Source organism: Janthinobacterium sp. PSPC3-1, assembly GCF_049896105.1.
In the GTDB taxonomy this organism is placed as follows: domain Bacteria; phylum Pseudomonadota; class Gammaproteobacteria; order Burkholderiales; family Burkholderiaceae_D; genus Janthinobacterium.
Window position 1 is genome coordinate 50,151 of the sequence record NZ_JAFCTQ010000014.1, and the last position, 14,069, is coordinate 64,219.

The window sequence follows — 14,069 nt, forward strand, 5'->3', positions numbered from 1 at the left end:
GCAAAATTTCGGGTAAAACGCTCCCCTGGCGCGCGCGGCGCCTGTTTTCAAAACCGGGGGATAGAAAGACTTAGAGTGGCAGCAGCAATCGGTAGCCGACCGCCGTTTCCGTCAGCAGGTATTGCGGCTGGGCCGGATCGGCTTCCAGCTTCTGGCGCAAGTGGCCCATGTAGATGCGCAGGTAGTGGCCGTTCTCCAGGTTCGACGGCCCCCACACTTCGCGCAGCAGCTGCGGATTGGTGACCACCCTGCCGGCGTTTTTCACCAGCACCGACAGCAAGCGGAATTCGGTCGGCGTCACATGCACCAGCTGCTTGTCGCGCATCACCAGGCGGTTCTGCACGTCGACCGACACATCGCCGAAGCGCACCACGCCATCATCAGGTGCGGCCGGCTGGCGCTGGCGGCGCAAGGTGGCGCGCACGCGGGCCAGCAGTTCGCCCACGCCGAACGGCTTGGTCAAATAGTCGTCGGCGCCGGCGTCGAGCGCGCGGATTTTTTCGTCTTCGCCGACGCGCGCCGACAGCACGATCACGGGCACGGCCGACCATTTGCGCAGGTCGCCCAGAAAATCGATGCCGTCGCCGTCGGGCAGGCCCAGATCCAGCACCACCAGGTCGGGGCGGCGCGTGCCGGCGTCGATCAGGCCGCGCTGCAGGGTGGCCGATTCGTGCACCTGCCAGCCTTCGGCTTCCAGCGCGGCGCGCACGAAGCGGCGGATCTGCGGTTCGTCCTCGACCAGCAGTGCGGTCGGGGAAGTGGTGTTGCCGGTGGCATTAGCGTCATTCATGATGGTGTTCCAGTGTCAGTCAATTCGCTGTCCAGTTCTTCAGGCGGCACCGGCGGCGTCCCCAGAGGCAGCGTCAATACAAAGGCGGCGCCATGCGCGGGCAGCGGCACTTGCGCGGCGATGGTGCCGCCATGCGCTTCGACGATGGCGCGGCAGATCGCCAGCCCCAGGCCCACGCCGGGCAGGTTCGACTCGCGTTCGCCGCGCGTGAATTTTTCAAAGATCGCTTCTTCGCGCCCGGGCGGCAGGCCCGGACCGTCGTCGCTCACCGTCACCCGCAGCCACTGGCCATGCACGCCGGCGGCAATCGTGATGGTGCTGCCAGGCGGCGTGTATTTGGCGGCGTTTTCCAGCAGGTTGCACAGCACGCGCTCGATCAGCACGGCGTCGTAGCGCACCAACGGCAGGCCGGGCGCGAGCTGGGTGCGCAGTGCATGCCGCACCAGTTGCGGGGCGCTTACGCGCAGGGAACTGCCCACCACCTCTTCCAGCGCCTGCCATTGCAGGTTCAGCCGCACATGGCCGCTTTCGATGCGCGCCATGTCGAGCAGGTTGGCCACCAGCGCGCTCATGCGTACCGTCTCGGACTGCAGCGAGCGCGCCATCTCCAGCTGCGCGCCGGACAAGGCCGGGGTTGAGCGCGCCAGCGATTCGGCCAGGCCCACCAGCGAGGTCAATGGCGTGCGCAGGTCGTGCGACAGCGCCGCCAGCAGCGAATTGCGCAGCCGTTCCGACTCCATCTGCACCAGCGCGCCCTGCGCCACGTCGATATAGTGCACGCGTTCCAGCGCAATCGCCGCCAGCGCGGCAAAGGTGTCGAGCTGCTGGCGCTGTTCCGGCACCAGCAGCCAGTGCCGGTGCTGGGGCGAATCGAGCGGCAGCAGCGCCAGCAGGCCGCGCGTGCGCATCGGCGCGATCAGCGGCAAATAAAAAATATCGGAGCCGGGCAAGGTGTCGGTACCGGTGCCGGCCGCCTGCGCGCGGTCGAAGGCCCATTGCGCGATGCCCAGGTCCAGCTGGCCGCCATCAACCGGCGCCTTCAGGCGGCCCTCGTCATCGGGCAGCAGCAAGGTGGCGCGGGCGCGGAAGGCCCGCTCGATGGCGCGCCGCGTGATGTCGAAAATCTCTTCGGTCTGCAGCACGCCCGACAGCTCGCGCGAAAATTCGTACAGGGCGCGGGCACGCGCTTCGCGGTGCGTGGCGACCCGCGCCTGGAAGCGCAGGCCGGCCGTCAGGTGGCCGGTGATCAGGCCCACGGCCAGCATCACGCCAAACGTGATCACATATTGAAAGTCGCCCACCGCAAACGAAAAACGCGGCGGCACGAAGGCAAAATCAAAGCTGGCCACGCCCACCAGGCTGGCCAGCGCGGCCGGCCCGCGCCCCAGCCGCACGGCCACCAGCACCACCGTCAACAAGGAGAGCATGGCGATATTGGCCAGGTCGATATACGGCAGCAGCGGCACCGAGGCGCAGGCCGTGGCCAGGCTGGCGGCGGCCGCCAGCAGATAGCGCCAGGGGCGCCCAGGCCGGTGCACGATGGCCTCTTCGGCCGCCTTGCGCGGCGCGGCGTCCAGCGCCGGCTGGCCCACTTCGATCAGGTCGATATCGGGCGCCAGGCCGGCGATGCGCGCGGCGCTGGCCGCATGCCACAGCCGCGCCAGCGCTCCGCCCTGGCGGCGTCCCATCACCAGCCTGGCGATATTGGCGCCGCGCGCATGGGCGACGATGGCGGCGGCGATATCGCTGGCGGCCACGATGGCGGTGCGCGCGCCCAGGTCCTGCGCCAGTTTCAGGGTGTTCAGAATGCGTTCGCGCTCGCGCGCCGGCAGGCGCTGCAGCCTTGGCGTTTCCACGTACAGCGCATGCCATTCGGCGTTCAGCTGGCTGGCCAGGCGGGCCGTGCTGCGCACCACCTGTTCGCCGCCCGCGTGCGGCCCCACGCAGGCCAGCAGCGCCGCGCCCGTCTTCCACACCGGGTTGATCGATTTTTCAAGGCGGTAGGCCTGCACATCGTCCTGCACCCGGTCGGCCGTGCGGCGCAGCGCCAGCTCGCGCAGGGCGATCAGATTACCCTTGCGGAAAAAATGCTGCGACGCGCGCTGCGCCTGCTGCGGCTGGTAGACCTTGCCCGCTTTCAGGCGCAGCAGCAGTTCGTCGGCGGGTATGTCGACCAGCACCACTTCGTCGGCACGGTCGAACACCGTGTCGGGCAAGGTCTCGGCCACGCGCACGCCGGTAATCCCGCCCACCACATCGTTGAGGCTTTCCAGGTGCTGCACGTTGACGGTGGTCAGCACGTCGATGCCGGCGGCCAGCAGTTCCTCGACATCGTGCCAGCGCTTCGGATGGCGCGAACCGGCCACGTTCGAATGCGCCAGTTCGTCGATCAGGATCACGGCAGGGTGACGCAGCAGCGCCGCGTCCAGGTCGAATTCGGGCAAGGTCTTGCCGCGGTATTCCAGGTTTTTTGCCGGCAGCCACGGCAAGCCGTCGAGCATGGCCGCCGTCTCCGAGCGGCCATGCGTTTCCACCACGCCCGCCAGCACGTCGACACCTTCGGCCAGCAGCTTGCGCGCCGCGGCCAGCATGGCATAGGTCTTGCCGACGCCGGCCGAAGCGCCGAAATAAATGCGCAAGCGGCCACGCGTGGCTTTGTGTTCCTGCGCCTGGACCTGGGCCAGCAGGGCGTCGGGGTCGGGGCGTTGGTCGTTGGAGGGCATGGTGGTTTTCAATGAAAGGCTGGGGTCAGACCCCGATCATCTTACTTCTGCATCGCATCGAGCGCCAGATTCAGTTCCAGCACATTCACGCGCGCCTCGCCGAAAAAGCCGATATACGCGGTTTTCTGCGCCTTGGCGATGGCGTTTTCCACTTGCGCCAAAGGCAGGCCGCGCACGCGGGCCACGCGCGGCGCCTGGTAGATGGCGGCGGCCAGGCTGATTTCCGGGTCCAGGCCGCTGCCGGACGCCGTGACCAGGTCGACCGGAATCGCGCGCGTATTGCCTGGGTCGGCATCTTTCAAGGCGGCGATGCGCGCCTTGACGGCCTCGACCAAGGCCGGATTGGTCGGCCCCTGGTTCGAGCCGCCCGAGCCGACGCCGTTATTGGCCATCGGCGCCGTGGCCGACGGGCGGCCCCAGAAGTATTTCGGCGAGGTAAACGACTGGCCGATCAGGGTCGAGCCGACCGGCTTGCCACCGTGCTCGACGATGCTGCCGTTGACTTCATGGTTGAAAGCCAGTTGCCCGATGCCGGCCGTGGCCAGCGGATAGGCCACGCCGCAAATCACGGTCAGCGCGGCAAACAGGACCAGGGCGGGACGTACGATGGTGTTCATGCTATTTCCTTTAGATGAAGTTCAGTGCCGACAGCGCCATGTCGATCAGCTTGATGCCGACAAACGGCAGCACGATGCCGCCCAGGCCATACACCAGCAGGTTGCGGCGCAGCAGACTGGCCGCGCCGATGGCGCGGTACTGCACGCCCTTCAGGGCCAGCGGGATCAGCACGACGATGATCAGCGCATTGAAGATCACGGCCGACATGATGGCCGACGACGGGCTGGCCAGGTGCATGATGTCGAGCGCCTTCAGTTGCGGATAGGTGCCGACAAACGCCGCCGGGATGATGGCGAAATACTTGGCGATATCGTTCGAGATCGAGAACGTGGTGAGCGAACCGCGCGTCATCAGCATCTGCTTGCCGATTTCGACGATTTCCAGCAGCTTGGTGGGGTTCGAATCGAGATCGACCATATTGCCCGCCTCTTTCGCCGCCTGCGTGCCAGAGTTCATGGCAACCGCCACGTCGGCCTGGGCCAGCGCCGGCGCGTCGTTGGTGCCGTCGCCCGTCATCGCCACCAGCCGGCCTTCGGACTGGTAGCTGCGGATCAGTTTGAGCTTGTCTTCCGGCGTCGCCTCGGCCAGGAAGTCGTCGACGCCCGCTTCGGCCGCAATCGCCGCCGCCGTCAGCTTGTTGTCGCCCGTGATCATCACCGTCTTGATGCCCATGCGGCGCAGTTCGGCAAAGCGCTCCTTGATGCCGCCCTTGACGATATCCTTCAGTTCCACCACGCCCATCACCCGGCCCGCATCGACCACCACCAGCGGCGTGCTGCCGCGGCGCGCGATATCGTCGACGGCGCGCGCCACGTCGGCCGGATACGGCTGGCCCAGCGCTTCCACGTATTTTTTGACGGAATCGGCCGCGCCCTTGCGCACCTGTCTATCGGCGATATCGACGCCGCTCATGCGCGTCTGCGCCGTAAACGGGACAAACGTCGCGTTCAGGCTGGCCATCTCGCGTTCGCGGATATTGAACTGCTGCTTGGCCAGCACCACGATGCTGCGCCCTTCCGGGGTTTCGTCGGCCAGGGAGGCCAGTTGCGCCGCATCGGCCAGCTGCTGTTCCGTCACGCCCGGCGCCGGCACAAAGCTGGACGCCTGGCGGTTGCCCAGCGTGATGGTGCCGGTTTTATCGAGCAGCAGCACGTCGACGTCGCCGGCCGCTTCCACCGCGCGGCCCGAGGTGGCAATCACATTGGCCTGCATCATGCGGCTCATGCCGGCCACGCCGATGGCGGACAGCAGGCCGCCGATGGTGGTCGGGATCAGGCACACCAGCAGCGCGATCAGCACGGTAATCGTCACCGGCGTGCCGCTGCCGGCGGCCGCCACCGCAAACAGCGAATACGGCAACAGCGTGACGGTGACGATCAGGAACACGATCGACAGGGCCACCAGCAAAATGGTGAGCGCGATTTCATTCGGCGTCTTCTGGCGCTTGGCGCCTTCGACCATGGCGATCATGCGGTCGATAAAGGCCTCGCCGGGATTGACGGAAACGCGCACCAGCAGCCAGTCCGACAGCACGCGGGTGCCGCCGGTGACAGCTGAAAAGTCGCCGCCCGACTCGCGTATCACGGGCGCCGATTCGCCGGTGATCGCGCTCTCGTCGACCGAGGCCACGCCAGCCGTCACTTCGCCGTCGGCCGGGATCACGTCGCCCGCCTCGACCAGCACCGTCATGCCACGGCGCAGGTCGGTGGCCGGTGTCGGCAGCCAGGAGGTGCCGTATTTCGGCACCTGCATTTTCTTGGCCATCACGGTCTGCTTCAGGGCGCGCAGCGAGGCCGCCTGCGCCTTGCTGCGTCCTTCGGCCAGCGCTTCGGCAAAGTTCGCGAACAGCACGGTGAACCACAACCACACCGCAATCGCCAGAATGAAGCCGAACGGCGCTTCGCCCTGGCCATTCAGGGCCTGGATCGCCAGCAGGGTCGTGATGATGCTGCCCACATAGACGACGAACATCACGGGGCTGCGCCACTGCGTGCGCGGGTCGAGTTTCTTGAAGGCGTCGCCGATGGCGGGCAGCAGCAAGGCGGGGTCGAACAGGGTCAATGTCTTGGTTTTCATGGCAGTTGGGTAAAGAGTTGCAGGTGTTCGATGACGGGGCCCAGGGCCAGCGCAGGAACGTAGTTCAGTACACCCACCAGTATCACCACGCCGACCAGTAAGCCAATGAACATGGGGCCATGCGTGGGCATGGTGCCGGCGTTGGCCGACAGGCGCTGCTTGGCGGCCAGCGAACCGGCGACGGCCAGCACCGGCACGATCACGGCAAAGCGCCCGAACCACATGGCAATCGCCAGCATCACGTTATAGAACGGCGTGTTGGCCGACAGCCCCGCGAACGCGCTGCCGTTGTTGTTGGCGGCCGACGTAAAGGCATACAGGATTTCCGAGAAACCGTGGGCGCCCGGATTGGCCACGCCCACCGTGCCCTGTTCCAGCATGACGGCGATCGCCGTACCGACCAGCACCAGGGTGGGCGTGACCAGGATGGCCAGGGACACCATCTTCATTTCATGCGCCTGGATTTTCTTGCCCAGGTATTCGGGCGTGCGCCCTATCATCAGGCCGGCGATAAAGACGGCCAGGATGGCAAACATCAGCATGCCGTACAGGCCCGTGCCCACGCCGCCGAACACCACTTCGCCGAACTGCATCAACAGCAGCGGCACCATGCCGCCCAGGGGAATGTAGGAGTCGTGCATGGAGTTGACGGCGCCGCACGAGGCGGCAGTCGTCACGGCCGCGAACAGGGCCGACGAACTGATGCCGAAGCGCGTTTCCTTGCCTTCCATATTGCCGCCCGCCTGCAAGGTACTCATCTGCTGGTCGACGCCCAGCGCCTGCAAGGCCGGATTGGCCTGCTGCTCGGCCTGGAATACGCCGGCCGTCATGACCACAAAGATCAGCGTCATCGCGGCCAGCACTGCCCAGCCCTGGCGCATGTCGCCCGCCATGCGGCCAAACGTGAAGCACAGACCTGCGGGAATGATGAAGATGGCCAGCATCTGCAGGAAGTTCGACAGCACCGTCGGGTTTTCATACGGGTGGGCGGAATTGGCATTGAAAAAGCCGCCGCCATTCGTGCCCAGCAGCTTGATCGCTTCCTGAGATGCCACCGGGCCCATGGCGATGGTCTGCGTGGCGGCCACTTGCGCTTCCATCACCGGCTTGCCGGCCGCGTCCAGCACGGCCTGGCCGGCGGCGTCGGTTTTCGGTGTTTCATAATGTACCTGGTCGAGCAGGGTCACTTCCTTGTATGGCGAAAAATTCTGGATCACGCCTTCGCCCATGAACACCACCGACAGGGCCAGCGACAGCGGCAGCAGGATGTACAGGGTGGAGCGCACCAGGTCGACCCAGAAATTGCCGATCGATTTGCTCGAGCGCGCCGAAAAGCCGCGCACCAGCGCAAAGATCACGGCAATGCCGGTGGCGGCCGAAAAGAAGTTCTGGCAGGCCAGGCCCAGCATCTGCGTCAGGTAGCTCATGGTCTGCTCGCCAGAATAGCCCTGCCAGTTGGTGTTGGCGACAAAGCTCACCGCCGTATTGAACGAGGAATCGGGACCCACGTTACCGAGGCCTTGCGGGTTGAATGGCAAAAAGCCCTGCAGGCGCTGCAGGCCATACACAAAAAAGGCGCCGACGGTATTGAACACCAGCAGCGCGATGGCGTAGTGCTTCCAGCCCATGGAGCGCTCGGCACCCGCTTTCACGCCCGCCAGGCGGTAAAGAACATTTTCACCGCGTTGCAGCCAGCCCAGGCCACGGATCGGGGCATCGCCCGCCACCCTGGCCATGTACAGGCCCAGCGGATAGCCGGCGGCCAGCAGCACGGCCAGGAACAGCACCAGCAATAAAATCGATTGCGTCGTCATCACAGCTCCTCGGCTTTCAGCAGCGCCACCAGCAGATATACCAGCAGGCCGGCCGACACCACGGCGCCCAGCACATAAAAGGCGTTCATTGCGCGCCCCCAAGCTTGTCACAGGCGCCGGCAAAGCCAGCCACCACGACATAAAAGACGGCCATCAGGCCCAGGTATACGAGATCCATTCCCACCCTCATTCAGGTTTGTTTTGATAGAGGGAAGCTTAGCCAGAAGGGTCTAAAAAATTCGTAAAGACTGGAGCGGGCGGTGTAAACAAGCTGTAAAAATCATGCACTACCATCTAGCCGTCACATGACGGGCGCACCATAGTTGCCAAGGAGTAGCGCCATTGCGCGCCGATCACGATAGAATGCGCGAGCGTCCGCACAAGGACGCCCGGCCTGCCGCAATGCGCTCCCAGAGTGACGCGAGGCGCGATATACTGTATATTTATACAGTTATCGCCACCGCTGTCACTCTGTCAAATCGCCGCACAGCAAGCGCGCCTGGCGTTCCCACCACTGTCTTTACTTAGCTTGAACACGTATGGCCACTAAAAAACCAGCATCCGACTACAGCGAATCATCCATCCGTGTCCTGAAAGGACTGGAACCCGTCAAGCAGCGCCCGGGGATGTACACCCGCACTGAAAATCCGCTGCACATCATCCAGGAAGTGATCGACAATGCCTCCGACGAGGCGCTGGGCGGCCATTGCACGCATATCGCCGTCACGCAAAACGTCGACGGCAGCATCACGGTCGAAGACAATGGCCGCGGCATTCCCGTCGGCATGCACCCGGAAGAAGGCGTGCCGACCGTGGAAATCGTGTTTACGCGGCTGCACGCGGGCGGCAAGTTCGACAAGGGTTCGGGCGGCGCCTACGCGTTCTCGGGCGGCTTGCATGGCGTCGGCGTGTCCGTCACCAATGCGCTGTCCTCGCGCCTGGAAATCACCGTCTGGCGCAAGGAAAGCGACGGCAATGGCCTGCACCACATGGTGTTTGCCGATGGCGACGTGATCGAACCGTTGAACTCGCGCCCGGCGCCGCGCGACGGCAAGAAATCGGGCACGCGCGTGACCGCCTGGCCGAACGCCAAATACTTTGACTCACCGAATATCTCGCAGCCCGAGCTGCAGCGTTTGCTGCGCTCGAAGGCCGTGCTGCTGCCTGGCGTGACGGTCACGCTGACCAACGCGAAAACCGGCGACACCCAGACCTGGCTGTACGCGGAAGGCCTGCGCGGCTACCTGACCGAATCGCTGGCGCAGGTATCGAATGGCGAAACCCTGATCCCCCTGTTCGAAGGCGCGCAGTATGCAAGCTCCGAATCGGAAGGCTTTGCCGAAGGCGAAGGCGCGGCCTGGGTGGTGGCGTGGACGGAAGAAGGCGCCATCGTGCGCGAATCGTATGTCAACCTGATTCCCACCTCGAATGGCGGCACGCACGAATCGGGCTTGCGCGAAGGCCTGTTCGGCGCCGTGAAAAACTTCGTCGAGATGCATTCGCTGCTGCCGAAAGGCGTGAAGCTGCTGCCGGAAGACGTGTTTGCGCGCGCCTCGTTCGTGCTGTCGGCGAAAGTGCTGGACCCGCAATTCCAGGGCCAGATCAAGGAGCGCTTGAATTCGCGCGACGCCGTCAAGCTGGTCTCGACCTATACCAAGCCGCCGCTGGAACTGTGGCTGAACCAGCACGTCGACTACGGCAAGAAGCTGGCCGAACTGGTGATCAAGCAGGCGCAGTCGCGCCAGCGCTCGCTGCAGAAAGTGGAAAAGAAAAAATCGTCGGGCGTGGCCGTCCTGCCGGGCAAGCTGACCGACTGCGAATCGTCGGACATCACGCGCAATGAACTGTTCCTGGTCGAGGGCGACTCGGCCGGCGGCTCGGCCAAGATGGGCCGCGACAAGGAGTTCCAGGCCATCCTGCCGCTGCGCGGCAAGGTGCTCAATTCCTGGGAGACCGACCGCGACCGCCTGTTCGCCAATAACGAGATCCATGACATTTCGGTGGCCATCGGCGTTGATCCGCACAGCGCCGGCGACAACCCCGACCTGTCGGGTCTGCGCTATGGCAAGATCTGCATCCTGTCCGATGCGGACGTCGACGGCTCGCACATCCAGGTACTGCTGCTGACCCTGTTCTTCCGCCACTTCCCCTCGCTGATTACCAAGGGCCATATCTGCATCGCCCGCCCGCCTTTGTACCGCGTGGACGCGCCGGCGCGCGGCAAGAAGCCGATCCAGAAAATCTATGCGCTCGACGACGGCGAACTGGTGGCCATCGAAGACAAGCTGCGCAAGGAAGGCGTGAAGCAAGGCGCGTGGGCGATCTCGCGCTTCAAGGGCCTGGGCGAGATGAATGCCGAGCAGCTGTGGGAAACCACCATGAATCCGGACACGCGCCGCCTGCTGCCGGTGATGCTGGGTGCGGTCGACCATATGGATTCGAGCGCGCGTTTCAATATGTTGATGGGCAAAGGCGAAGCAGCCGGCCGCCGCGCCTGGATCGAAGAACACGGCAATGAAGCGGAGGCGGACATCTGATGATCATCGGCATCGACCTGGGCACCACCAACAGCCTGGTCGCCATCTGGCGCGACGGCAAGGCTTCCATCATCCCCAATGCGCTGGGCGAGCACCTGACGCCGTCGTGCGTCAGCATCGACGACGACGGCACCGTGCTGGTGGGCCGCGCCGCGCGCGAGCGCCTGCAGACGCACCCGCAATTGACGGCATCGGTCTTCAAGCGCTACATGGGCAGCGAAAAGAAGATCACCCTCGGCACGCAGCAGTTCCGTCCCGAGGAACTGTCATCGATGGTGCTGCGCGCCCTGAAGGAAGATGCCGAAGCGTTTTTGGGCGAAAAGGTCGAGGAAGCCATCATCACCGTGCCTGCCTACTTCAGCGATGCACAGCGCAAGGCAACCCGTATCGCCGGCCAGCTGGCGGGCCTGCGCGTGGAGCGCCTGCTGAACGAGCCGACGGCCGCCGCGCTGGCCTACGGCATCCGCGACAAGGAACAGGAAAGCAAATTCCTCGTCTTCGACCTGGGCGGCGGCACGTTTGACGTGTCGATCCTGGAGCTGTTCGAAGGCGTGATGGAAGTGCGCGCCTCGGCCGGCGACAATTTCCTCGGTGGCGAGGATTTTGTCACGGTGCTGGTCGACGCCTTTGTGGAGCACAGCGGCTTGCGCACTGCGCTGGGCAGCCGCCAGTTCGACCCGCGCCAGCAGCAGTTGCTGCGCGACGAGGCAGAACGGGTCAAGCGCCTGCTGTCGGATCAATCCCCGGTGCGCATGAACACGCGCTTCGAGAACACCGACTACAGCTGGGAAATCGGCGAAGACAGGCTGGCGCAATTGTGCGAGCCGCTGCTGGCGCGCCTGCGCCTGCCGGTCGAGCGCGCGCTGCGCGACGCCACCATCCGCGCCGCCGAACTGAACGAAGTTGTCCTGGCCGGCGGCGCCACGCGCATGCCGCTGGTACGCAAACTGGTGTCGCGCATGTTCGGCCGCTTCCCCGCCATCCACCTCGATCCGGACGAAGCGATCGCGCTGGGCGCGGCCGTGCAGGCGGGCCTGAAAATGCGCGACGCGGCGCTGGACGAAGTGGTGATGACGGACGTCGCGCCGTATTCGCTGGGCATCGGCATTTCACGCCAGGTGGGCCCCAACCAGTATGAGGGCGGCCATTACCTGCCGATTATCGAGCGCAACTCGGTGGTGCCGGTGTCGCGCACGGAAAACATCGTCACCATCCACGACAACCAGAAGGAAATCAATGTGGCGATCTACCAGGGCGAATCGCGCCTGGTGGCCGACAATGTCTTCCTCGGCAAGATCAACTTCCCGATCCCCGTCAAGAAGGCCGGCGAAGTGGGCATCGACGTGCGCTTTACCTACGATATCAGCGGCGTGCTGGAAGCCGAAGTGACGGTGCTGGCCACCCAGGAACGCCACAAGATGGTCATCAGCGACAACGCCGGCGTGATGACACCGGAGCAGATCGAACAGCGCTTCGCGGAACTGGCCGACCTGAAGATCCACCCGCGCGACCAGATTGAAAACCGCACCCTGGTCACGCGCGCCGACCGCCTGTACGAACAGTCGCTGGGCGACGTGCGCCAGTACCTGGCCGCCCATACGGCCAACTTCCAGGCCGCGCTGGAGTCGCAAGACCCGTCCACCATCCGCAAGGCGCGCACGGCTTTTTCAGCGGTACTCGAAGAAATAGAAAGCAACAGTTTTCTCTGATGAACAGTACTGCCCCGGACACCTGGCATATCCTGAATATCGCGCGCACCGGCGACGAGCGCGAGATCAAGCGCGCCTACGCGCGTCAGTTGAAGCTGAACCGTCCCGAGGATGATCCGGCGGCATTCCAGCGCCTGCGCGACGCCTACGAAGAGGCATTGCGGATGGCGGCGCATGACCAGCACGCGGCATCGACACCGTCTGCCGTCGCCGCACCTGCCGCCGATGCGGCATCGATGATCGCGTTGCGGAAAAAAGATGCGGTTCCCGCGGTCAACATGGACGGCCGTCGGTCAGCCACGGCGCCTGATGACAGCGGGTTTGCCGTCCCCGATCCGCTGAAAGAAGCAGCCAGCCTCTGGCAAGAGTGGCTCAACGCCGCTGGCGGGCTGCATTTGAAGACGCTGGAAGCGCGGCCGGTCATGGCCAATTTTTCCGTCCGCGAGGAGTTCGAGCGCATGGCCTTGCGCCACTGCGCCACTGCGGCCTGCCATGACCAGACGCGTGTCAAGTTCATGGCCCACTTTCAATGGGGTGAGCGGGTGGCGCAGCTGCATGCAATCGATGCACAGGCCGCCAGAGAGATGTTGGCACGCCATCACGCTACCTGCTCCTTGCATCATTTGGAGGACAGCGGGCGCTTCAACACCGCGCTTGCGCTGTTGATGGCCCCACCACCGGCATCGAGCCGCCTTCTGGCGAATGCCGGATTGACGCACCAGTTGCTGGAACTGATCCATCTCATCCGCTGGCAGCACCCGGATCTGCTGGCCTACAAGATCAACGCCGAGGCCTACACCTGGTGGGAACGGCAGGCGCGCGCAAAAAAATATTTTACCAGGACAGCCAAGATGTCCGCACTGGGCGGACTCGCTCTCTACGCGTCATGCCTGTTCATGCACCAGCTCGGCGAGTTTCAATTTGCCTTTCCGCATCTGAACGCCTTCCTGCTGGCACAAGCGATTTCCTTCGCCCTGTTCGGCGCCTATGCCTTCCATCGCCCCAGCGCCCTGCTCGATCACATGGAGCGGTTCAAGGAAGCGCGCTTCGGCAACTGGCTACGGCATGAGCGCCATCAGAAGAAATGGCAATTCGGCTGGCTGGCTCTGTACGCCGCCGCATCGCTGCTGCTATTTGTCCCGCACCCTGCTCCATTCGTGGTGTACACGGAGACCTTGGCATTTGCCGCATGTGCCCTGCTGGCATTACTTTCGGCATCGGTGCAGCTCAAGCCGGAGGCTTATGTCCTGCTGCTTCCGCTGTCGCTGCTGCTGGCCTATGGCATGCAAGAGCTGGGTTTTGAAGATTTCCACTTCGCTGCACGCCTGGCCTTCAGCCTGTGCCTTGTGCTGATGCTGGTGCGCAGCGGACCGCAGCTCTACGCGGCAACAGCATTGCCGGAACCATGGCGCGCCAGCTTGCGCACCGTATGGCTGCTCGGCGGAACAGCCGTGTTTTTTATCACTGCCACCACCATCCTGCCATCGAGCGTGGCAGTGATCGCCGCATGGCTGTGGTGTCTGGCCGCCATGCCTTTATACGAGTTCAAGATGGCAGGCCTGTCCAGGCACTTGATCTGGCCGGCCCTGATCCTGGGGAAATTCGCCCTTTTTTCTGGCGTGTCTTTTTTCAAGGAATTGCCTGACGCACGCATGGTACTACCGGAAGCGTTGTTGCTGTTTATTGCCATTCTGATCCTGGGCAATCTCTATCACGCGGCACAGCAAAAAAATATCTATACCTGAGTGGCGGTTCCAACGAGCGTCAAACCCGAAAACTTACTTATCATGCCCATCTACCGC

General features: G+C 64.2%; 9 protein-coding genes. 3 read left to right on the forward strand and 6 right to left on the reverse strand.

The window, feature by feature from the left end; genetic code table 11:
* Positions 1 to 70 precede the first annotated feature (70 nt).
* Genes kdpE through kdpF form a run of 6 tightly spaced genes read right to left on the reverse strand, consistent with a single transcriptional unit; the run spans position 71 to position 8,110 of the window.
* Positions 71 to 790: a two-component system response regulator KdpE gene (gene kdpE, locus ACP7B7_RS16245; protein ID WP_426077321.1), complete on the reverse strand. Its 720-nt coding sequence runs from the start codon at positions 788 to 790 to the stop codon at positions 71 to 73.
* Entirely contained in the window at positions 787 to 3,513 is a 2,727-nt protein-coding gene (locus tag ACP7B7_RS16250) for a DUF4118 domain-containing protein (RefSeq protein ID WP_426077322.1), read from the reverse strand. The genes kdpE and ACP7B7_RS16250 overlap by 4 nt, the downstream gene beginning before the upstream one ends.
* Positions 3,514 to 3,554: 41 nt before the next feature.
* The gene (gene kdpC / locus ACP7B7_RS16255; RefSeq protein ID WP_308924384.1) at positions 3,555 to 4,130 is read right to left on the reverse strand and encodes a potassium-transporting ATPase subunit KdpC; all 576 of its coding nucleotides are present in this window, start codon (positions 4,128 to 4,130) and stop codon (positions 3,555 to 3,557) included.
* Between the two features lie 10 nt (positions 4,131 to 4,140).
* Entirely contained in the window at positions 4,141 to 6,207 is a 2,067-nt protein-coding gene (gene kdpB, locus ACP7B7_RS16260) for a potassium-transporting ATPase subunit KdpB (RefSeq protein ID WP_308924383.1), read from the reverse strand.
* Positions 6,204 to 8,021, reverse strand: a complete 1,818-nt coding sequence (kdpA, locus tag ACP7B7_RS16265; RefSeq protein ID WP_426077323.1) for a potassium-transporting ATPase subunit KdpA — start codon at positions 8,019 to 8,021, stop codon at positions 6,204 to 6,206. Before kdpA ends, kdpB begins: the two co-directional genes overlap by 4 nt.
* Entirely contained in the window at positions 8,021 to 8,110 is a 90-nt protein-coding gene (kdpF, locus tag ACP7B7_RS16270; RefSeq protein WP_034746483.1) for a K(+)-transporting ATPase subunit F, read from the reverse strand. Before kdpF ends, kdpA begins: the two co-directional genes overlap by 1 nt.
* A 450-nt stretch (positions 8,111 to 8,560) precedes the next feature.
* Here kdpF and ACP7B7_RS16275 point away from each other — a divergent pair, with 450 nt between their 5' ends.
* Genes ACP7B7_RS16275 through ACP7B7_RS16285 form a run of 3 tightly spaced genes read left to right on the forward strand, consistent with a single transcriptional unit; the run spans position 8,561 to position 14,012 of the window.
* On the forward strand, positions 8,561 to 10,558 hold the full coding sequence (locus ACP7B7_RS16275) for a DNA topoisomerase IV subunit B (RefSeq protein ID WP_308924381.1): 1,998 nt from the start codon (positions 8,561 to 8,563) through the stop codon (positions 10,556 to 10,558).
* Complete coding sequence (locus ACP7B7_RS16280) at positions 10,558 to 12,267, forward strand: molecular chaperone HscC (RefSeq protein ID WP_426077324.1); 1,710 nt, start codon at positions 10,558 to 10,560, stop codon at positions 12,265 to 12,267. Before ACP7B7_RS16275 ends, ACP7B7_RS16280 begins: the two co-directional genes overlap by 1 nt.
* Positions 12,267 to 14,012 carry a hypothetical protein gene (locus ACP7B7_RS16285; protein ID WP_426077325.1) on the forward strand — a complete coding sequence of 582 codons (1,746 nt, stop codon included), beginning with the start codon at positions 12,267 to 12,269 and terminating at the stop codon, positions 14,010 to 14,012. The genes ACP7B7_RS16280 and ACP7B7_RS16285 overlap by 1 nt, the downstream gene beginning before the upstream one ends.
* The last annotated feature ends 57 nt before the right edge of the window (positions 14,013 to 14,069 follow it).